General features: G+C 68.0%; 18 protein-coding genes, 1 tRNA gene and 1 pseudogene. 10 read left to right on the top strand and 10 right to left on the bottom strand.

Annotated features, from left to right (window positions below; genetic code table 11):
* Nucleotides 1–81: 81 nt before the first annotated feature.
* From ACIBH2_RS19985 to hutC, 3 genes are all read right to left on the bottom strand, one after another.
* Nucleotides 82–1,944, bottom strand: a complete 1,863-nt coding sequence (locus tag ACIBH2_RS19985; protein ID WP_397120911.1) for an amino acid transporter — start codon at nucleotides 1,942–1,944, stop codon at nucleotides 82–84.
* A 191-nt stretch (nucleotides 1,945–2,135) separates the two neighbouring features.
* Entirely contained in the window at nucleotides 2,136–2,825 is a 690-nt protein-coding gene (locus ACIBH2_RS19980; protein WP_397119405.1) for an N-acetylmuramoyl-L-alanine amidase, read from the bottom strand.
* A gap of 138 nt (nucleotides 2,826–2,963) precedes the next feature.
* Nucleotides 2,964–3,725, bottom strand: a complete 762-nt coding sequence (gene hutC / locus ACIBH2_RS19975; protein WP_397119403.1) for a histidine utilization repressor — start codon at nucleotides 3,723–3,725, stop codon at nucleotides 2,964–2,966.
* Nucleotides 3,726–3,912: 187 nt separating this feature from the next.
* On the opposite strand from hutC, the gene ACIBH2_RS19970 reads away from it, so the two are divergent.
* Genes ACIBH2_RS19970 through ACIBH2_RS19950 form a run of 5 tightly spaced genes read left to right on the top strand, consistent with a single transcriptional unit; the run spans nucleotide 3,913 to nucleotide 9,741 of the window.
* A complete protein-coding gene (locus ACIBH2_RS19970) occupies nucleotides 3,913–5,343 on the top strand; it encodes a purine-cytosine permease family protein (RefSeq protein WP_397119401.1) in 1,431 nt (476 codons plus the stop codon).
* A gap of 27 nt (nucleotides 5,344–5,370) precedes the next feature.
* Nucleotides 5,371–7,047 carry a urocanate hydratase gene (gene hutU / locus ACIBH2_RS19965; RefSeq protein ID WP_397119399.1) on the top strand — a complete coding sequence of 559 codons (1,677 nt, stop codon included), beginning with the start codon at nucleotides 5,371–5,373 and terminating at the stop codon, nucleotides 7,045–7,047.
* A gap of 26 nt (nucleotides 7,048–7,073) precedes the next feature.
* Entirely contained in the window at nucleotides 7,074–8,264 is a 1,191-nt protein-coding gene (gene hutI / locus ACIBH2_RS19960) for an imidazolonepropionase (protein ID WP_397119397.1), read from the top strand.
* Complete coding sequence (gene hutG, locus ACIBH2_RS19955; RefSeq protein ID WP_397119395.1) at nucleotides 8,261–9,208, top strand: formimidoylglutamase; 948 nt, start codon at nucleotides 8,261–8,263, stop codon at nucleotides 9,206–9,208. The genes hutI and hutG overlap by 4 nt, the downstream gene beginning before the upstream one ends.
* A 56-nt stretch (nucleotides 9,209–9,264) precedes the next feature.
* Nucleotides 9,265–9,741 carry a gluconokinase gene (locus ACIBH2_RS19950; RefSeq protein WP_397120909.1) on the top strand — a complete coding sequence of 159 codons (477 nt, stop codon included), beginning with the start codon at nucleotides 9,265–9,267 and terminating at the stop codon, nucleotides 9,739–9,741.
* On the opposite strand, the gene ACIBH2_RS19945 is transcribed toward ACIBH2_RS19950, so the two are convergent.
* Entirely contained in the window at nucleotides 9,742–10,740 is a 999-nt protein-coding gene (locus ACIBH2_RS19945; RefSeq protein WP_397119393.1) for a zinc-binding dehydrogenase, read from the bottom strand.
* Nucleotides 10,741–10,897: 157 nt separating this feature from the next.
* Here ACIBH2_RS19945 and ACIBH2_RS19940 point away from each other — a divergent pair.
* A tRNA-Glu gene (locus tag ACIBH2_RS19940) sits at nucleotides 10,898–10,970 on the top strand.
* A 209-nt stretch (nucleotides 10,971–11,179) separates the two neighbouring features.
* Nucleotides 11,180–12,007, top strand: a pseudogene (locus ACIBH2_RS19935) (hypothetical protein); the annotation flags it as partial.
* An 81-nt stretch (nucleotides 12,008–12,088) separates the two neighbouring features.
* Here the strand turns inward: ACIBH2_RS19935 and ACIBH2_RS19930 are convergent.
* Both ACIBH2_RS19930 and ACIBH2_RS19925 read right to left on the bottom strand, forming a co-directional pair.
* The gene (locus ACIBH2_RS19930; RefSeq protein ID WP_397119391.1) at nucleotides 12,089–13,102 is read right to left on the bottom strand and encodes a YdcF family protein; all 1,014 of its coding nucleotides are present in this window, start codon (nucleotides 13,100–13,102) and stop codon (nucleotides 12,089–12,091) included.
* 92 nt (nucleotides 13,103–13,194) lie between these two features.
* Nucleotides 13,195–14,091 carry a DMT family transporter gene (locus tag ACIBH2_RS19925; protein WP_397119389.1) on the bottom strand — a complete coding sequence of 299 codons (897 nt, stop codon included), beginning with the start codon at nucleotides 14,089–14,091 and terminating at the stop codon, nucleotides 13,195–13,197.
* Between the two features lie 211 nt (nucleotides 14,092–14,302).
* Between ACIBH2_RS19925 and ACIBH2_RS19920 the strand changes: the two genes are divergently transcribed.
* Entirely contained in the window at nucleotides 14,303–15,331 is a 1,029-nt protein-coding gene (locus ACIBH2_RS19920) for an FAD-dependent oxidoreductase (RefSeq protein WP_397119387.1), read from the top strand.
* A 13-nt stretch (nucleotides 15,332–15,344) separates the two neighbouring features.
* Here ACIBH2_RS19920 and ACIBH2_RS19915 read toward each other — a convergent pair whose 3' ends face one another.
* The gene (locus tag ACIBH2_RS19915) at nucleotides 15,345–15,797 is read right to left on the bottom strand and encodes a DUF6463 family protein (protein WP_397119385.1); all 453 of its coding nucleotides are present in this window, start codon (nucleotides 15,795–15,797) and stop codon (nucleotides 15,345–15,347) included.
* An 18-nt stretch (nucleotides 15,798–15,815) separates the two neighbouring features.
* Here ACIBH2_RS19915 and ACIBH2_RS19910 point away from each other — a divergent pair, with 18 nt between their 5' ends.
* Both ACIBH2_RS19910 and ACIBH2_RS19905 read left to right on the top strand, forming a co-directional pair.
* Nucleotides 15,816–16,409 carry a TetR/AcrR family transcriptional regulator gene (locus ACIBH2_RS19910; RefSeq protein ID WP_397119383.1) on the top strand — a complete coding sequence of 198 codons (594 nt, stop codon included), beginning with the start codon at nucleotides 15,816–15,818 and terminating at the stop codon, nucleotides 16,407–16,409.
* Nucleotides 16,397–17,701 carry an NAD-dependent epimerase/dehydratase family protein gene (locus tag ACIBH2_RS19905; RefSeq protein WP_397119381.1) on the top strand — a complete coding sequence of 435 codons (1,305 nt, stop codon included), beginning with the start codon at nucleotides 16,397–16,399 and terminating at the stop codon, nucleotides 17,699–17,701. The genes ACIBH2_RS19910 and ACIBH2_RS19905 overlap by 13 nt, the downstream gene beginning before the upstream one ends.
* 105 nt (nucleotides 17,702–17,806) lie before the next feature.
* Here ACIBH2_RS19905 and ACIBH2_RS19900 read toward each other — a convergent pair whose 3' ends face one another.
* From ACIBH2_RS19900 to ACIBH2_RS19890, 3 genes are read right to left on the bottom strand one after another with little or no spacing between them, the layout of a single operon-like run.
* Nucleotides 17,807–18,331, bottom strand: a complete 525-nt coding sequence (locus ACIBH2_RS19900) for a DUF1992 domain-containing protein (protein WP_397119379.1) — start codon at nucleotides 18,329–18,331, stop codon at nucleotides 17,807–17,809.
* 10 nt (nucleotides 18,332–18,341) lie between these two features.
* The gene (locus ACIBH2_RS19895; protein WP_397119377.1) at nucleotides 18,342–18,611 is read right to left on the bottom strand and encodes a DUF2277 domain-containing protein; all 270 of its coding nucleotides are present in this window, start codon (nucleotides 18,609–18,611) and stop codon (nucleotides 18,342–18,344) included.
* 32 nt (nucleotides 18,612–18,643) lie between these two features.
* Nucleotides 18,644–19,465 (bottom strand): alpha/beta hydrolase, encoded by an 822-nt coding sequence (locus tag ACIBH2_RS19890; RefSeq protein WP_397119375.1) that lies wholly within the window; start codon nucleotides 19,463–19,465, stop codon nucleotides 18,644–18,646.
* Nucleotides 19,466–19,470: the final 5 nt, after the last annotated feature.

Raw genomic sequence — 19,470 nt, 5'->3', positions numbered from 1 at the left:
CCGCAGCCATCGTTGCTACGTGAGCGTAGCAATAGTGTAGCCGTTGATGCGACTAGGAGTAACAGCTAGTTTTCTGTGGCTTCAGGAGTCCACGTGCACGTGCGGGCGCTGCGATCGCCGCGGTACCGCGCGGCGCAGAATCTCCCGGGTCACCGGCGCGACCTCGCCCTCGCCGAAGAACAGGAAGCGCAGCAGATTCACCACCGGATTCCCCTCCGACCATTCGAAATACACGTGCGGACACTGGCCGGTGCGCTCTTGGATGGCGAGCAGGATGGCCGCGATGGAGTTGGGCACGGCCGACGCCTCGACGCTGAGGATGTTGTAGTCCTCCACCTCGACGGCGGTCACCCTCAGGTCGGTGCTGAATTCGGAAGGGTCCTTGACGATCACTTCGAGGAACACGATCGGATCACTGTCCGGAATATGGCTCTCGCGCCGCTGGTCGGCCTCTTTCTCGAGGTACTCCTGCGGCTGCCGCCGACCGACCTCGTGGGTGACGACGCGAATCTCGCCGCGCGCGGCCAGCTCGTCGATCACCCGCGCCGACTCCGCGTCGAAGCTCACCTCGATGGCGCGCAGTTCGAAGGCGCGGCGGGTGCGGGAGACGAACGAGACGACCAGAATCGCCAGTACGAACAGGATCGCCAGGTGCATGCCCTCGGGCTTCTCGATGATGTTGTCGATGGTGGTGTACACGAAAACCAGTGACACCAGCCCGAATCCGAGCATCCGCCCGCGCTGGCGCTTGCGATGGGCCGACAGCGTCACCGCCACCGCCGCCGAGGTGATCAACACCAGGACGCCGGTGGCGTAGGCCGCGCCCTGGGCGTCCACGCTGGCGTCGAAGTACCAGGTGATGCCGAAGGAGACGGTCGCGAAAACCAGTACCAGCGGCCGAATCTGGCGCGCCCACTCCGGGGCCATGCCGTAGCGCGGCAGATAACGCGGCACCAGATTCAGCAGGCCCGCCATGGCCGACGCGCCCGCGAACCACAGAATGGCGATGGTGCTGACGTCGTACACGGTGCCGAAGGCGTCACCGAGGTATTTGTGTGCCAGATAGGCCAGCGCGCGCCCGTTCGCCTCCCCGCCGGGTTGGAAGGCCGCCTCCGGAATGAGCACGGTGGTAATGACACTGGAGACGATGAGAAAGCAGCTCATGATGAGCGCCGCGGTGGTGAGCAGTTTGCGGGTGCCGACAATGCGCTGGCGCGGATATCGCGGGGTATCGCCCGCACCGCCCTTGATCTGCGGCATGACGGCCACCCCGGTTTCGAAACCGGAAAGGCCCAGCGCGAGTTTGGGAAAGACGAGCAGGGCGACCCCGATCATGGCGATCGGATTGCTGTGTTCGGTGGTGAGTACGGTCGTCCAATCACTCACCAGGTGCGGCGCTTTCGCGATTTCGACGATGCCGACGACCGCGACCACGATATTCAGCGACAGGTACACCGCGACCAGCGCCACCGCTATCCCGATGGCCTCGCTGAAGCCCTTCAGGAATACCGCCGCCAACAGGGCCAGCAGCACCAGGGTGATGGCGAGGTGGTGCCCGTCCAGAAACTCTGGCGCGAAAGGGTTTTCGACCACGTGCGCCGCGCCGTCGGCCGCCGACAGCGTCATGGTGATGGTGAAATCGGTGGCCGCGAATCCGAGCAGGACGAGAATGCAGATCTTGCCGGTCCAGCGCGGCAGAAAACTGGAGAGCATGGCGATGGAGCCGCCGCCGTGGGGACTCTCCCGGGCCACCCGGCGATAGACCGGCAAAGCCCCGAACAGGGTGAGCGCCACGAGCACCAGGGTGGCCAGCGGCGACAGCACACCGGCCGCCAGCGCCGCGATGCCGGGCTGATATCCCAGGGTCGAGAAGTAGTCGACGCCGGTCAGGCACATGACCTTCCACCAGGAGTGTTGATGCTCTTTGGGGCGCTTGCGCACCATCGGCCCGGGCAATTGGGCGTACTGCTCGCCCGTGTCCTCCAGGAGCCAACCGGTGAATCGAGAACGCGGCCGCTTCTCGGTCGTGGTCAACAATCCTCCCAAGCCCGCCGGTTGGACCGGGTCGTCGGCAACGTCAGAGCTAATCTAACGCCGAGAATCGCTGGCCCTCGGGGCGACGCGCGGGGTCGAACTCAGCCGAGATAGGCGGTGATGGCCGCGGCGATCGCGACGGCGAGTCCGGCTCGGCCGTCCGGGGATTCGAGTATCGCGGCGTCCTCGGGATGGCGCATATTGCCGCACTCCACCAGCGCCGCCGGGCGTTCGGCGAAATTCAGGCCCGCCAGATCGGCGCGCGGATTCAAGCCGTTGTCGCCGATATAGGTGGAGGGCGTGAAACCGGAATTCACCAAGGTGTCGCGCAAGGTCGCGGCCAGCCGTGCCGAGGGTTCGCCCTGGGCGTCGTTGAGCGGCGGCGAGGAGTGCGCCACATGGAATCCACGCGCGTTCGCACCGGTCGCGCCGTCGGCGTGAATGGAGACGATGGCGGCGGCACCCGTGCCATTGGCGAAGGCGGCGCGCTGGTCGACGCAGGGACCGACACCGGTATCGCTGTCGCGGGTCATCTCGACGCGAATACCTCGGGCGGAGAGCAGTTCTCGTACACGCGATGCCACGTCCCAGGTGAATTCGTGTTCGGTGTACCCGTCATTGCCGCTGGTGCCGGTGGTATTGCACGCCTTGGTATTTCCGCGACCGTCCGGCACCGGGCTGTTGATGATGTCGGGATTGGCCGCGTTGCCGCCATTGTGGCCGGGGTCGAGCACCACCACGCGTTGGAACCCCGGAAACTCCCGCGCGGGCAGCGCTACCGGCTCCCCCACGCTCGAAGTCGGGGCAGCGGTCGTCGTTCCCGTCGCTCTCGGAGTCGATTCCCGCGCGCACCCGGCCAGCGCGAGCACCCCGCAGACGACCGCCAGAGTCCGCATCCGTCGCTGTCGCACGACAACCACCGTAGGCGACTACGCGCCGAACGCGCCCTCCAACCGATTGCGCGACCCGGGATGCACCAGCCGCGCCGCACTCACCAATCCGCGCGCCGACCAGGTGCGACGCCGAATCAGCAGGCACGGTTCGGCGGGCGGGATGACCAGCAGGCGGCACTCCTCGGGGGTGCCGAGCACGGCCTCCACCACATGCTCACCGCGCACCAGCGGCGCGACCTCGCTGAGGTAGCTGTTGGGCGTGCGCAGCGTGAAATCCTGCTCCAGGTAGCCGGGCGCTTCGGCCGGGTCCACGAAGCGGTCCTCGACCTGAATGGGCACATCGTCCTCGAAATGCACCAGCAGCGAGTGAAAAACGGTGTCGCGGGTCATTTCTCGCAGCAGCGGCGTCGCGGCCAGATCGGCCGGTTCGCGGCGCAGGAAGATCACCTCGGTGCGGTGCCGATGCCCGCGCTGCTGCACTTCGTCGGCGATATTGCGCACCTCGAACAGCGCACTGGGCTTCTTGGTGGGCGCGACGAAGGTGCCGACACCCATGAGCCGATTGACCACGCCCTCGGCGGCCAGTTCCCGCAGCGCCCGATTGACGGTCATGCGCGAAATGCCCAGCGCGGCGACGAATTGGCTCTCCGAGGGCAGTTGATCACCCTCGGTCCAGTCGCCGGATTCGATCTGGGCCAACACCATTCGCTTGATGCGCTCGTACGCGGGCGCGGATTCGGCCCCGGCCCGCGCGTACAGCGCCGCGAGTTCGGTGTCGACCACCGCGACCTGCCCCATTGAAAGTCCATCCCTCCGCGAAGCGGACCACCCGCCGACCCGAGATGGTATCCGACCTCTTGACACCCACCTGTATATACAGGACTATACATCCAATCTCGGATCTGGTGACTCAGCGCACACTCGATAGGCGGGACCGTTCCACGTCACTGCCGGTCGCTGACCACCCACACGGAAGTACAGGCCCATGACATATGAGCAACCGGCCGACGGTCTGGCCATCGAGCGACGCACCATCGATGTCATTCCCGATGGTGAGCGCCACGGCACCCCGCGCAGTCAGTTCACCCTCTGGTTCGGCGCGAATATGCAGATCACGGCGATTGTCGACGGTGCGCTCGCGGTGGTGTTCGGCGCGGACGCGCTGTGGGCGATCCTCGGCCTGCTGATCGGCAATGTGGTCGGCGGCGCGGTCATGGCGCTGCACTCGGCGCAGGGACCGCGCCTGGGACTGCCCCAGATGATCTCCAGCCGAGCGCAATTCGGCGTCTACGGCGCGGTGATCCCGCTGCTGCTTGTCATTCTCATGTACCTCGGCTTCGCGGCCACCGGCAGCGTGCTGGCGGGGCAGGCGGTCAGCAAGATCCTGCACATCGACAGCACCACGGTCGGGATTCTGGTGTTCGGCGCGCTCACGGCGGTGATCGCGGTGACGGGCTACCGGCTCATTCACACCATCGGCCGCATCGCCACGGTGGTGGGCATTCTCGGCTTCACCTATCTGGCCATCCGGCTGTTCACCGAATACGACGTCTCCTCGTTCGTCGGCGTGAAGGGTTTCGACGCGACCACGTTCGTGCTGGCCATCTCTCTCGGCGCGGGTTGGCAGCTCACCTTCGGGCCGTATGTGGCCGACTACTCGCGGTATCTCCCGCGCGAGACCAGTGAGCGGGCGACCTTCTGGTCCACCTTCGCGGGCAGCGTGATCGGTTCGCAGTGGGCCATGACCTTGGGTGCGCTCATCGCCGCGTGTGCCGGAAAGGCGTTCCTGGGCGATCAGGTCGGCTTCGTCGGTGCGCTGGCGGGGCCCGCGTGGATCGCCATGCTCATCTACTTCGTCATCGTCATGGGCAAGCTGACGGTCAACTGCCTCAACGCCTATGGCGGGTTCATGTCCATGCTGACCACGGTCACCGCCTTCAGCGGGCAGTCGCGCATCTCCACCGGCGTGCGCACGGCCTATATCGTGGCGTTCACCGGTGTCTCGGTGATGGTCGCCATTGCCGCCAGCGCCGACTTCCTCGACAACTTCAAGAATTTCGTCCTGGTGCTGCTCATGGTGTTCACGCCGTGGAGTGTGGTGAACCTGGTCGACTACTACCTGATTTCCCGAGAGCGCGTGGACATTCCGGCGCTGTACGACCCCGATGGACGTTACGGGCGGTGGAATTGGGCGGCGCTGGGGGCCTACACCGTCGGCGTGCTGGCGCAGATTCCCTTCCTGGCGCAGAAGCTCTACACCGGGCCGATCGCGGAAACGCTTGGCGGCGCGGATATCTCGTGGATCGTCGGCATCGCGGTGACCGCCGCGATCTACTACCCGCTGGCGCGCCGAACCAGCAACCCGCCCGCGCAGATGATCTACCCCGACCGCGTGACACAGCCCGTGCGGCCCTGACAACTCGAACAGACAAGGAGCACTCTCATGAACGATCGGACCGACGCCCTGCCGGGTGCCCGCCCGGTGCGCGCGCCGCGCGGCAGCGAACTCACCACGCTGGGCTGGCAGCAGGAGGGTGCGCTGCGCATGCTCATGAACAACCTCGACGCCGAGGTGGCCGAACACCCCGACAACCTGGTCGTCTACGGCGGAACGGGGCGGGCGGCGCGCAGTTGGGAAGCCTTCGACGCCATGGTGCGCACGCTGAAGACGTTGCGTGACGACGAGACGATGCTGGTGCAGTCCGGTAAGCCGGTCGGGGTGTTCCGCACCAACGAATGGGCCCCGCGGGTCCTGCTCGCCAATTCGAATCTTGTTGGCGATTGGGCCAATTGGGAGGAGTTCCGGCGTCTGGAGGCGCTGGGACTGACCATGTACGGGCAGATGACCGCCGGATCGTGGATCTACATCGGTACCCAGGGCATTCTCCAGGGCACCTACGAGACCTTCGGCGCTATCGCCCGCAAGCGCTTCGACGGCAGCCTGGCCGGAACCATCACGCTCACCGCGGGTCTCGGTGGCATGGGTGGCGCGCAACCCCTCGCGGTGACCATGAACGAGGGCGTGGCCCTGTGCGTCGATTGCGACCGCACCCGGATCGAACGGCGGATCGAACGCAAATTCCTCGATATCGAGGCCGAGAACCTGGATGAGGCGCTGCGTCTGGCGATCGAGGCGCGGGATGCGCGGCGGCCCCTGTCCATCGGCGTGCACGGCAATGCCGCCGAGATCTTCCCGGAGCTGCTCGCCCGCGAAGCGCCCATCGATATCGTCACCGACCAGACCTCGGCGCACGACCCCCTCGCGTATCTGCCGGTGGGCGTGGAGTTCTCCGAGATGAAGGAGCGCGCCGCGGCGGATCCGGAGTGGTTCACCCGCGCGGCACGGCGGTCCATGGCCCAGCATGTGGAGGCCATGGTCGGCTTCCTCGACCGCGGGGCGGAGGTGTTCGACTACGGCAACTCCATTCGCGACGAGGCACGAAAGGGCGGATACGAGAAGGCTTTCCGCTTCCCCGGCTTCGTTCCCGCCTACATTCGGCCGCTGTTCGAGGAGGGGCTGGGCCCGTTCCGCTGGGCCGCGCTCTCGGGCGACCCGAAGGATATCGAGGCCACCGACCGCGCCATTCTCGAACTCTTCCCGGAGAACGAGCATTTGAAGCGCTGGATCACCATGGCGGGCAAGAAGGTCGCCTTCGAGGGTCTGCCCGCGCGCATCTGCTGGCTCGGCTACGGCGAAAGGCACCGAGCCGGACTGAAATTCAACGAGATGGTGGCCTCGGGCGAGCTCTCCGCACCCCTCGCCATCGGGCGTGATCACCTCGACTCCGGATCGGTCGCCTCGCCCTATCGCGAGACCGAGGGCATGCTCGACGGCTCCGACGCCATCGCGGACTGGCCGCTGCTCAATGCCCTGTTGAACACCGCCTCCGGCGCGTCGTGGGTCTCCATTCACCACGGCGGCGGGGTAGGTATGGGACGGTCGATCCACGCCGGGCAGGTGTGCATCGCCGATGGCACCGACCTGGCCGCGCGCAAGCTGGAGACGGTGCTCACCAATGATCCGGGCATGGGCGTGATCCGGCACGTGGACGCCGGATACCAGCACGCCCGGGACGTCGCCCGCGAGCGCGGTGTGCGAATCCCCATGTCGGAAGCGTGATTTCCCGAGCGAGGAAGGAGTACCGCGTGACCGCACGCTCCACCGTGCTGACCGATATCGGCACGCTGGTCACCAATGACCCCGGACTGGGCGAGGGGGCCCTAGGAATCCGTCGCAATGCCGCTCTCGTCTTCGACGGCGGGTCGGTGGTGTGGGTCGGCGACAGCGCCGACGCGCCGAGCGCGGATATCGGTCACAGCCTGGACGGGCGGGCCGTACTGCCCGGGTTCGTGGAGAGCCACGCGCACCTGGTGTTCGCCGGTGAGCGCGCGGAGGAGTTCGCGGCGCGCATGGCGGGCGAGTCGTACGCGGCGGGTGGTATCCGCACCACCATCGAGGCCACCCGGAAAGCCTCCGACACCGAACTGCTGGCGAATGCGCGGCGGCTCATGGACGAATCGCTGCGCGCGGGCAGTACCACGGTCGAATGCAAGACCGGCTACGGGCAGTCCGTCGCCGACGAATCGCGCAGTGCTGCCGTGGCGGCGGCGGTCACCGAGGAGGTGACCTTGCTGGCCGCGCACGTGACTCCGCCCGAATACGCCGGGCGCACCGACGATTACGTGCGCATGGTGGTCGAGGAGATGATTCCGGCCTGCGCGGGGCAGGCCAAGTGGGTCGATGTGTTCTGTGAGCATGGAGCTTTCGACGGCGACCAGGCGCGGGCCGTGCTGCGCGCGGGCATGGCGCACGGGCTCGTGCCCCGGCTGCATGGCAATCAGCTGCGGGAGGGGCCGGGTGTCGCCCTCGCGGTGGAGTTGGGTGCGGCGTCGGTCGATCACGTCACCTACGTGAGCGCATCGGATATCGACCTGCTGGCCCAGAGTTCCACGGTGGCAACGCTCTTGCCGGGTGCGGAGTTCTGTACCCGCAGCCGCTATGCGGACGGTCGCGCGCTGCTCGATGCCGGGGTGACGGTAGCCTTGGGCGCGGACTGCAATCCGGGGACCAGCTACACCACCAGCATGCCGTTCTGCATCGCGCTGGCGGTGCGGGAGATGGGGATAACACCCGATGAGGCGGTGTACGCGGCGACGGCGGGTGGCGCGAAGGCGCTGCGGCGCAGTGATATCGGGACATTGGGTCTCGGCGCACGGGCCGATGCGATCGCCTTGGCCGCGCCTTCACATCTGCATCTCGCGTATCGGCCGGGCGTTCCACTTGTCGAAAACGTCTGGCGGGCAGGGTTTCACGTGTCCGGGATGGTGCACGCATGAGTGGCGCGGCACAGATTCCGGGCTGGGGTGGTCGTGTCGATGGCGACACCGTCGAGCACCTGCGATGGCATCAGGCTGTCCGGCCTTATCGGGCCGACGCCCCCATCGGGTCGTGTGTCTTCCTCGGTTTCGCGAGCGATGCCGGGGTGCGGCGCAACAAGGGTCGTCCAGGTGCGGCGGCGGGGCCGGACGCATTGCGTAACGCGTTGTCGCCCATGGCTTTGGCCGCACCCCTCGACGCCTTCGACGCGGGCACCGTGGCGGTGACCGACGACAACCTCGAGGCGGGTCAGCAGGCCGTCGGCGCGGCGGTTTCGGCGATACTCGACGCCGGACACTTCCCGGTGGTGTTGGGCGGCGGCCACGAGGTCGCCTACGCGAGCTATCTGGGCTGGTCGACATCCGCGCTGCGCGCGGGACTTCGCGTCGGCGTGCTCAACCTCGACGCGCACTTCGACCTGCGCTCCGATCCGATTCCCAGCTCCGGCACGCCCTTTCGGCAGATGCTCGACGCCGAACAGGGCGCGCTGCGCTACGGCGTCCTCGGCATCAGTCAGCCCAGTAATACCCGTGCGCTGTTCGACACCGCCGAGCGATTCGGGGTGCGCTACCTCCTCGACGACGACTGCGGTCACACCGCCGCGGCACGCTTCGTCGACGACTTCCTGACCGACGTGGACCTCGTCCATCTCACCATCGACCTGGACGTCCTGCCCGCCGCCGTCGCGCCCGGGGTGAGCGCACCCGCGGCCTTCGGTGTCCCGCTGGAGGTCGTCCAGGCGGTATGCGATCGGGTCGCCGCCAGCGGGAAACTCGCCATATGCGATGTGGCGGAACTCAATCCGACCCTCGACCTGGACAATCGCACCGCGCGCACCGCCGCCCGACTACTGCACCGGATAGTCACGCGGCGGACACCGCGCGACGGCTCCGCGAAGAGATAGCGGCCACGACCCACTAGGGTCGTAGTGTGACCACGCAACCTCCGCTGATCGTGGTGATGGGAGTGGCGGGCTCCGGCAAGTCGACCGTCGGCACCCTGCTGGCCGAAGCCCTGGGGGTGGAGTTCGGGGAGGGCGACGACTTCCACCCACCCGCGAACGTCGCCAAAATGGCCTCCGGAACCCCGCTCGACGACGACGATCGCGCTCCCTGGCTCGATGCCCTGGGCCGGTGGCTGGCCGCGCGCGACACCGCGGTACTCACCTGTTCGGCGCTGAAACACGGGTACCGCGACCGCCTCCGCGAAGCCGCCCCCGACCTCTACTTCGTCCACCTGGCGGCCCCGCGCGAGGAATTGGAGCGCCGCCTCACCTCCCGCAAAGGCCACTACATGGGCGTAGCCATGCTGGACTCGCAGCTCGCACTGCTGCGCCCACTCACCGACGACGAGAACGGCATAACCCTCGACGCCACCCTCCCACCCGGCGAACTCGTCAACCAGATCCTCGCCGCCCTGCCGTCCCGCGTCGGCTAGTCACTCCACCGTCAGCAAGGTCCTCCCCACGGCGGTTCGCGATTCGATCGCCGCATGTGCCGCCGGGGCCTCGGACAGCGGGAAGGTCTGACCGATGACGACTTCGAGTCGGCCCGCCGCCACCTCGGCCAAGGCTCGGGTGAAATGGGCGGTCCAGTCCACCACCGCCGCCGTCAACTCCATCAGGGTGACGACGGTGACATTCGCGGCCGTCGCGGCCTCCGGGTCGACATTCGCGAATCCGCCTGCGGCATTGCCGTATCCGATGAGGCGACCACCGGGGGCCATGACAGCCAGCGTGGACCCGCCGAGATCGCCGCCCGCGCCATCGAGCACCACGTCCACACCGTGGCCGTCGGTGGCGGTGCGCACCTGGTCGAGCCAGTCGGCGTCGGTGTAATCGATCACGGCGTGTGCGCCGAGGCGTTGTGCCAGTGCGAGTTTCGCCGCACCGCGCGCGGCGGCGATCACGGTCGCGCCCGCCGCGCGGGCCAATTGGATGAACAAGGTGCCCAGGCCGCCCGCGGCGGCGGTGACCAACACCCGCTCCCCCGGTTGAACGGCGGCGCGCCCCATCACGCCGAGGGCGGTACGGCCGTCGTGCACCAGCGCGGCGGCCTGCGTCGCGCTCACTCCGTCCGGAATCGCGGTGAGCGCGTCCGCCTTGGCGAGCGCCCGCTCCGCGTATCCGCCGATCGGCAGACCGCCGCCGACCCCGCTCGCCGCCGTACCCGTGGCCACCCGCCGCCCGATCCAGCTGGCGTCCACGCCCTCGCCGACCGCACTCACCACTCCCGCCACCGCACCGCCCGGCACGTACGGCGGCCACACGGGGAAGAAATCGGTCCCCAACCCCGCGCGCAGCCGCACGTCCAGGAACATCACATCGGCCGCCGCCACGTCGACCACGACCTCCCCCGGACCCGCCACCGGATCCGCGATCTCGGTCACCGACAGCACCTCGGGACCACCGAACTCCTTGACCTGTACCGCACGCATCGTCTTGTCTCCCTATCGGTTTCGCCCAGCTTGTGACCCCTCCACCCTCGAACCCGAAGTACTGTTGAGGTCAAGCCGCGAGCGCCGATTTCGCATTGGGCGAACGATCGGTTAAGCTATCCGAGCTTCCCCGATCGAGAGATCGAAGGAATGTCCTGGTCCCGTCGTCTAGCGGCCTAGGACGCCGCCCTCTCAAGGCGGTAGCGCGGGTTCAAATCCCGTCGGGACTACAACGCAAGGCCCCCAGTCACTTTGACCGGGGGCCTTTGTCGTTGGTCACGAAATCTGCCGTTGGTCACGAAATCTGCCGTTGGTCACGAAATCGGGTCGGATCGCCACCCGAAACCCCTGGTACGTGCATTCGCAAGCGACGGTCGCGCCACCCCTCGCGACGGGGTACACCGGAAGTGAAGGCCGTCACCACCACAGGGAGCGGGCCATGGGCACCCACCGATCCTTGGACACCATTACCGACGCACTGGACCGAACCACCGGCCCCGGCCGCCGCAGCGGCGACTGGATTCGCTACCTCTGCCCCGTCCACGAGGCCGACGGCCGCCGCCATCACCCCTCCCTCGGAGTCCTCTACGACCGGCGACGGAGCCGGACCGTGGTGCGCTGCTTCGCCGGATGCCCCGACGAACGCGTCCTGGAACGCCTCGGACTGCGGGTACGGGATCTCTTCGACCACCCGCACGCCCACGCCGCGACAGCGCCGCGGCGCCGACCCGAACCGTCACTGGCCGACCGCGCCATACTGGCCGCCGGGCTACCCCTCGCCGCGCACAAACCCGACCTGGGACACCAGATCGGCCCACCGCGACGCGTCGCCGTCTACGTGTACCAGGACCCCGACGGTCGACCCGTGGGGCGAGTACACCGCATGCGCATCCCGCACGAATACGGGCACGCCAAGAGCTTCTGGCAGCAGCGCATGACCGAAAGCGGTTGGCGGCGAGGCGGATTCGCGCCCGTCCCATTCCTACTACCGGATATCGTCACCGCCGTCGAGTCCGGCGCGGACATCTTCGTCTGCGAGGGCGAACGCGACGCGCTCACCGCCCGACACTGTGGCCGCTACGCCACCTGCAATGCCGGTGGCGCACTGGGTTGGCACCCCGAACACGCGAACTGGCTGCGCGGTGCGCGGCGGGTGATCATTGTCGCCGACCGCGACGCACCCGGATACCGCCGCGCCGCCCGCGTGGCCGCCACCCTGCTCGGCGCCGTCGAGCGGATACACATCGTCCAGGCCCGCGACGGCAAGGACCTCACCGACCACTGCGATGCCGGACACGCTGTGTCCGAACTCGATCCGGTGCCGCTGCTCGACGAGCACTTCGCCGGGCTACTGCTCGCCCGGAATGAGCGCCACGGCCAGTACCAGCAGCGGCGGCATGGCCGCCAACACCAGGCACGCCACCAGATAGGCCCACCGGTGCTCGAACAGAATCCCCACGAACTCACGCAGAATGGCGCTGGGCAGATAGTAGAACGCCGTCCGTGAGCCGACCACCTCCGCGTCCAAACCCATGCGGCGCGCGAGAATCGCCGTGCGCAGCGCGTGGAAGTTGCTGGTGACCAGCAGCATTCGGGTGGCGATACCGTGCTCGGCCAGCAATTGCCTTGTGAACAGCAGATTCTCGCGCGTGGTGGTGGAACGGTCCTCGCGCAGGATCGCCTGCTCGGGCAGGCCGCGGTCGACGAGATACGCGGCCATGGCATCGGCCTCGGCCAGCGCCTCGTCGGAACCCTTACCGCCACTGGTGATCACGAGCGGCCGGTATCCCGCCGCGACCTCGCGCTGATACACCGCCAGCGCCCGATCCAGTCGACTCGCCAGCAGCGGCGGGACGCGCGCGCCGATCAACCCGGAGCCGTGCACCACGATCGCGCCCATCCCCCGCCGATACGGCAGACACAGATAGAAGAACGAATACAGCAGAAAGGCCACCAGCAGAAAGCCGATATAGCTGATCACCAGGGTGATCGAAGCCAGCGTGACCGCGATCCACCCGATACCGCCGAGCACCGCCACGACGAAAAGCACATACGGCGTGAGCAATGCGAGACCGAGCCCGAACGACAGCAGATTCGCGACGCGCCGCCCCTCCCGGCGCACCATCTGCACGCCATTGGCCATGAGCAGCCCCGCCAGCACCAGGACCAGCAGCGGCGACAGCAGAATGATGAGCGAGGCCAGCAGGTTCAGAATCCGGTCGCTGTCCACATGGACGAGTCCGACCAGGCTGAAGCACAGGGCGATGAGCAGCACCACCCCATTGGCCAACCGCCGAGGTTCCCTGACGACCATGACGGTGAACAGACCGAGCATGACCAAGCCGATGACGAGCGCTACCACCTAGCCACGGTAACCGGATTCCGCGCACCGACGACGGCCCGGCGCGCCGGACATGGCATTTCACACCGCCCGGACGGTTTGCCACCGATTCGCTATCGAGTGGTCTGTCCGGATTCGCGTACGAGTTCCGATTCGGCGGGCACCCTCGCCTTGGCGGTTCCGAGAATCGAGCCCAGAATCACCAGCGGGAAGCCGATGGCCATACCGGCGGTCAGCGGCTCGCCGAGCAGGCTCACGCCCAGCAGCAGCGCCACCGCCGGATTGATGTAGGTGATGACGGTCGAGCGCGCAGGCCCGACCTCGCCGACCAGCGCGAAGAACACCACGAAAGCCACTGCGGTGCAGAGCAGTCCGAGGCCCACCACCGACCAGGTCGCATCCGCGGTGATCCGCGTCGGCCACTGCCAGGCGGCGAAGGGCGCGTAGAGCAGCGCGGCGAGCATCAGCGATCCGGTCACCACGCCCATCGGCGGCAGATCGGCGAGCTTGCGGTTGATGAGGATCGGCCCGATCGCGTAGCCGACCACCGTCACCGCGAGGGCCGCCAGCGCGCCGACATGCATGACGTCGATATCCAGACCGACCAGCGCCGCCACCCCCGCGAAACCGATGACCAGGCCGACGATCCGGCGCGCGTCGAGCCGTTCGTGCCCGAGCCGCGTCACGATGAGCACCGCGATCAACGGCACCGCCGCGATGAGCAGGCCCACGGTGGAGCTGTTCAGCGTGGTCTCCGCCTGACCGATCAACAGCCACGGGCCGGTGATCTCGGCGAGGGTGTAGGCCAGCACCCACTTCCAGCGCCGCAGTACCGGGCCCAACGCCTTGGTCCACAAGGCGATCGGCAGCAGGACCAGCGCGCCGAGGAAAGTGCGGCCGAAGGCCACCACCACCGGATCGAAATCCTCGACCGCCACCCGGATCATGGCGTAGGGCACGCCCCAGATCACACCCATGGCCAGGAACAGCAGCCATCCGCGCTTGCTCATCGTGCCGCCCGTTCACCCATCACCGCACTCCTTCCGAACAATCGGAGCGTATGCCGCATAGCCGACAACATGCGCGGAGTGCGCCAGCCCTCGGTTCGATTCCGCCTACGCTCGACAGGGACACCCCGGGTGAGCTGGGCATTCGCCTGGTTATTTGAATCGGCTATGGTCGGAGGCAAGGCGTTCGGTACGGCGACGGTGAGGAGGAGCGATGGTCACGATCATCGGCGGCGGCATCGCCGGGACGGTCCTCGCCGGGGCGCTGGCCTGCCATGAGCGGCCCGCCACCGTCTTCGAGCGGCGCGCGGCCGGACGCGACGGGGCTTTCGTGGTGTTGGATCGGCACGCGCACGATGTGCTCGGCGAACTCGAGGTTCCGCTCGACGCGCTGGAATCGGCGTCATATCCGGTGTCGGGCTTTCGATTTCACTATTTGAGCCGGGATCGGCGGACGATGCGCAGCCGCGGGCACCGGCTGTATCCGCGGGCCGGTCTCATGCGGGCGCTGACCGATTTCGCCAGCGAGGCGGGGGCCGATATTCGCTACGAGACACCGGTCACCGAGGTGGATCCGGTGACCGGCACGGTCTTCGGCGGCGAAGAGGCTGTGGCCGTGGACGATCTGATCGTCGCGGCGGACGGTATCGACTCCGTGGCGCGGACCGCCCTGGAGCCCGAGCGGGCCGCCGAATACGCGGGGCAGGTCATCTTCTACGGCACCACCTCGAAACCCGTTGAGCTGCCTACGGATCCGGATACATTGCACTTCGACGGCCGTCTCGGCGCGGGGTTGCTACCGGTCAGCAGTTTCGGACATCTGTGGAGCGAGGACACCGCGTTCTGGTTCGCCCGCCTCACCCGGCCGCCGGTGCCGAGGCAGCACACCGGATTCCACGCCGTCGCCGGATGGGCCGATGAGATCTGCTCGGCCGCGCCGAGTACCGACATCATCGACACCCTGCTCGCGCACACCGACACCCTGCACGTCTCCAATGCGCGCAGCGTGCCGCTGCACTCCGCGAAGCCGCCGCAGCCGCCCGTAATCCTCTGCGGCGACGCCGATCACGCCATCACGCCCGCCGCGGGGCGAGGTGCGTGCGAGGCCATCGACGATGTGGATGCCCTGCACCGCGCCATTCTGACCGGTGACGATCCGGCGGCCGCCATGACGGTGCGGCGATCTCGGATAGCGGCCGAACGCGAAGAGGCACAGCGGCTTTACGCCCGAGCTCTGGAATGAGCGCGGTGGCGCGCTAGGCGTCGACGGCTCGGGAATTGCGCCAGGAGGCGGTGAGGAGCATGCCCGCCGGGATGAGGCCCAGCAGGAATCCCGAGGGCATGAGGATCAGTGCGCAGAGCACGACCCAGGCCGTGAGCGTCCAGCCGACGTAGGCAGGTACCGCGCGCCCGGCCCGCGCGAGGCGGGTGATCAGCAGTCCGAGCACGATCAGCGGCGCGGCGAAGCCGCCCGGCAGTGCCCAGAAGTCGGCCAGGGATTCGTAGCGGGTAGTGGCCTGCGCACCCCACAGCTCGCCGGTGGCCCACTCCGACCAATGGTCGTTGGTATCGACGACGAAGAAGGCGATATGCAGTGTGGCAATGGCCGTCAGCGCGCGCCCCGCCCACACGTAGAGCGTGGCCGCACGCGCGTCCACCAGGGCGGGAAGGTCCGGAAGCGGTTTCGATACCGTAGTTACGTTACTCATGTTCCGTATCATGCGCTGGTGACCACTGGAAAGCAACGGGGTGGGCGGCCCCGGGACAGCCGTATAGATCACAGCGTGCTCGAGGCGACCCGCACGCTGCTCGCGCGCCACGGGTACACGGGGCTCACGGTCGACGCGGTGGCGGCTGCGGCGGGCGTCGGGAAGCCCGCGATCTATCGGCGGTTCCCGTCCAAGGCGGCGCTGGTCTTCGCGGCGGTGGTGCATCCGCCCGAGTTCGCGGAGCCGCCGGACCATGGATCGCTGCGCGCGGATCTGCGCGCCATGGTGCACGAGGTGTACCGGGTGCTGTCCAGCGGGCCGACACGGGAGGTCGGGCCGCACATCATGGCGGAGGTGGCGACCAACCCCGAACTGTCCGAACGCTTCCGGGATCTCATCCTGTCGGCGGAACTCGACCAGGTAGGAATCATCCTCGATCGCGCGACGGCCCGCGGCGAACTGACCACCCGCCCCGACCCCCTCATCCTGAACTGCCTACTCTCGGGCCCCCAGTTCTACGCCATCTTCGGCTTCCACCTCGAACTCGAAGCAGCACAACTGGATTCGATCGCCGATACGGTCGCCGCGGGGGTACTGGCATGCGCGTCCTAGTCACCGGAGCGAATGGGTATGTGGGGCAGGCGGTCGTCGCGGCCCTGCTGGAGGCGGGGCACGAGCCGGTCGCGATGGTCTCCGGCGGTGCCGGGCCCCTCGGGGCGACCGGGGTGGCGCTCGGTGAGAATGGGGTCGTTTCGAGGACGGCCGCAGCGGATTCCAGTGCGGCCGAGGTGGCTTCGGAGGCGGATACCGCCGCTTCGGGCGCGGCGAGCTTGGTTTCCGGCGCGAGCGCGGAGGTTTCGGAAGCGGCGAGCGTGACTTCCAGCGCGAGCACAGTGGATTCGGGACCGACGGGCGCGACTTCCGGCACGCGTGCCGTCGATTCAGGAGCGACGGGCGTGACTTCCGGCGCGCGTACAGAGGTTTCGGGAGCGACGGGCTCGGCTTCCAGCGCGAGTGCCGTCGATTCAGGAGCGGCGAGCGTGACTTCCGGCGCGCGTACAGAGGTTTCGGGAGCGACGGGCATGGCTTCCAGCGCGAGAGCGGTGGATTCGCGGGCGGTGGAGGTGCGGGTCGCGGATCTCCTGGACCCCGGGTCGCTGCGCCGGGCCGTGGATGGGGTCGACGCTGTTTGCCACCTTGCGGGTCTGGGGCGCGCACGCGAATCGTTGAGCGAGCCGCTGCGGTACTTCCGCGTGAATACCGGGGGAACCGTCGCGCTACTCGCGGCCATGGCCGACGCCGGTGTCAGACGAATGGTCTTCGCCTCAACGGGTTCCATCTACGGCACACCTGAGCGACAGCCGATGGACGAGTCGTGCCCTGATGATCCACCGCATCCCTACGCGAGCAGCAAGCTGGCCGCCGAGTACGCCATCGCGGCGCAGGCGCGGGCCGCGGGCATGAGCGCGACCATCCTGCGCCTGTTGAACATCGCCGGTGGTGCCGACCCGGACCCGACCCGCCTCATCCCCCGCGCCCTCTCCGCCGCCGCGAACGGCACCCCGCTGACCATCAACGGCGACGGCACCGCCGTACGCGACTACCTTCACGTCACCGATGCCGCCAAGGCTTTCACCGCGAGCCTCGCCCACCCGCCCGCACCGGGTACGGCCCGCCGCTACAACATCGGCACCGGCAATGGTTCCAGCGTCCTGGACGTAGCGGCATCCGTCGAACGCGTAACCGGCCACCCCGTCCCCCTGACCCACGGCCCGGCCGCCCCCGAACCCCAAGCCTTGATCAGCGACCCAACCCGGGCTCGCGATGAATTACATTGGGCACCAGAGAATTCCGACCTCGACGCAATCGTCCGAGATTGCTGGCACCACCGCCCCCGCGCCTGACTGCGCCCCCGCCCGCGTCACTGGGTCAATCCATCACACACCGCACCACCGCCATTCCGGCGTGCGATTGGCCGGTGTCCACGCTGGGCACCCGCAGCGCCACAATCAGGCGCGCCCGCTTCGCCAGCGCCACCACCGGCGAGACCGCGCCGGATGTTCCGCGGGCTCGGCCTCGACAGCCTTCACCGCCTGTTCCTGACGCGCCGTACTGCTCGCAGCCGCGGCCGCCGACCGTTCCTCCCGCCACCGCGCGACCACCTCATCGGCGTCGACCGGTCGCATGGGCACCATCGGCCCCTCGGGCATGCGCAGCCATCGCACGATCCGCTCGTTGAGCTCGCTGACCGTGTCCCGGACGCGTTCCTCGGATTTCATCTCCCGCACGGTCTGCGGCAATCGCTCGATATCGCGTCGGAGCAGCAGCGACGGGGGTAGCAGCACATCGCTGGTCGCACCCTCGCGTCGCACGTAATCGTGCAGCCACCAGTTCTCGTCGACCGGCGCTCCCGCCCCCGGGATCGGTTTTCCCGCCCCGGGCAGGTTCTCGAATTCGCCCCGTTCGGTGGCTTCCCGAATCTGCTTGTCGATCCAGGTTTCGAAATCCAGCTCCGGTGGCTTCCGCTCCACCATGACGGCCCCCTCAGTCGTGCGCGTGCATCCGAGCCCGCACCTCGGGCCGTCGCAGCGGCGGGATGGTCTTGGGCGGCACCCGGCGTTCGGGCAGCGCCTCCAATAGTCGCGTGGTGGCGGCCGCGATATCGGCCACCGCCGCATCGACGGCCGCACGGTTGGTATCGGAAATACTCGACAACCCACCCACCTTGCGCACGTACTGCAAGGCGGCCGCGTTGATCTCCTCGGGCGTCGCCGCGGGTTCCAGCCCCCGCAAGGCGGTGATGTTTCGGCACATAATTCGAGGCTAGCGCGCCCCTCCGACACCGGTCAGGCCCTGAGCGCAGCCAGCGCGCGCATCCAATCCAGGTAGCGGTCCAACCAGGTGTCGCAGGGCAGCCCGCGCGGCCCCTCGGCGAAACCGTGGCGGCCCTGCGCGTAGACGTGCATTTCGACCGACCGCCCCGCGGCGAGCCAGTCACGGTGCAGGGTCAGATTCCCCGCCACCACACCCGGGCCCTCGTCGTCGGCGGCGAAGCACAGGAACAGCGGCGGCGCGTCGGCCGGGACGGTGTGGTCGTGCCAGGCGGCCCCGTACAGGGAGGCCGCGAAATCGGGGCGGCTGTCCGCGTCGTAGCCGGTGGCCGCGGTCGCGGCCAGGAGCCCTCCGGCGGAGAACCCCAGAATGCCGATACGGTCCTCGGCTATCTCGAGCTCGGCCGCTCGGCCGCGGACAGTCCGAACCGCGTCGATCGCATCCCGCGCCGCCGAACGTGACTGGGCAATGCGGTCCTTCTCGGTGTAATCACCCCAATGGCTGAGGAATTCGGCGTCGTCCACGGGAGTGGGTAACAGCCGGTACCGGAGCACAAGAGCCGTGACACCCTGCGCGGCAAGGCTCTTCGCGATATCGGTACTGCTGTCGGTGAGTGTGACGAAACTTCCGCCAGGGCAGAGGATTACGGCCGCCCCATTCGGTCGCTCGGGCCGGTGGACGGCCAGCGCCGGACGGGTGACATTGCGATACACGCGCAGGTCGTGGTGTCCCTGGACTTCGGGGATACTCGTGAACTGCCCGTACGGTCGCGGGTCCTGGTGCGGCGCAGGTGAATCCGGCCAGACCGGCAGCAGTTCGTTCGCTGGTGTCGACATGCCTC

Source organism: Nocardia sp. NPDC050406 (assembly GCF_044459025.1).
In the GTDB taxonomy this organism is placed as follows: Bacteria; Actinomycetota; Actinomycetes; order Mycobacteriales; family Mycobacteriaceae; genus Nocardia.
Note: the sequence above shows the minus strand (reverse complement) of the source record. Positions and strands in the feature narration are given on the sequence as shown.

Excerpts from the sequence above, each read along its gene's own strand:
- ACIBH2_RS19985 (WP_397120911.1), bottom strand. The coding sequence starts at position 1,944 with ATGGTGCGCAAGCGCCCCAAAGAGCATCAACACTCCTGGTGGAAGGTC.
- hutC (WP_397119403.1), bottom strand. The coding sequence starts at position 3,725 with ATGGGGCAGGTCGCGGTGGTCGACACCGAACTCGCGGCGCTGTACGCG.
- ACIBH2_RS19970 (WP_397119401.1), top strand. The coding sequence starts at position 3,913 with ATGACATATGAGCAACCGGCCGACGGTCTGGCCATCGAGCGACGCACC.
- hutU (WP_397119399.1), top strand. The coding sequence starts at position 5,371 with ATGAACGATCGGACCGACGCCCTGCCGGGTGCCCGCCCGGTGCGCGCG.
- hutG (WP_397119395.1), top strand. The coding sequence starts at position 8,261 with ATGAGTGGCGCGGCACAGATTCCGGGCTGGGGTGGTCGTGTCGATGGC.
- ACIBH2_RS19950 (WP_397120909.1), top strand. The coding sequence starts at position 9,265 with ATGGGAGTGGCGGGCTCCGGCAAGTCGACCGTCGGCACCCTGCTGGCC.
- ACIBH2_RS19945 (WP_397119393.1), bottom strand. The coding sequence starts at position 10,740 with ATGCGTGCGGTACAGGTCAAGGAGTTCGGTGGTCCCGAGGTGCTGTCG.
- ACIBH2_RS19925 (WP_397119389.1), bottom strand. The coding sequence starts at position 14,091 with ATGAGCAAGCGCGGATGGCTGCTGTTCCTGGCCATGGGTGTGATCTGG.
- ACIBH2_RS19920 (WP_397119387.1), top strand. The coding sequence starts at position 14,303 with ATGGTCACGATCATCGGCGGCGGCATCGCCGGGACGGTCCTCGCCGGG.
- ACIBH2_RS19915 (WP_397119385.1), bottom strand. The coding sequence starts at position 15,797 with ATGAGTAACGTAACTACGGTATCGAAACCGCTTCCGGACCTTCCCGCC.
- ACIBH2_RS19905 (WP_397119381.1), top strand. The coding sequence starts at position 16,397 with ATGCGCGTCCTAGTCACCGGAGCGAATGGGTATGTGGGGCAGGCGGTC.
- ACIBH2_RS19900 (WP_397119379.1), bottom strand. The coding sequence starts at position 18,331 with ATGGTGGAGCGGAAGCCACCGGAGCTGGATTTCGAAACCTGGATCGAC.
- ACIBH2_RS19895 (WP_397119377.1), bottom strand. The coding sequence starts at position 18,611 with ATGTGCCGAAACATCACCGCCTTGCGGGGGCTGGAACCCGCGGCGACG.
- ACIBH2_RS19890 (WP_397119375.1), bottom strand. The coding sequence starts at position 19,465 with ATGTCGACACCAGCGAACGAACTGCTGCCGGTCTGGCCGGATTCACCT.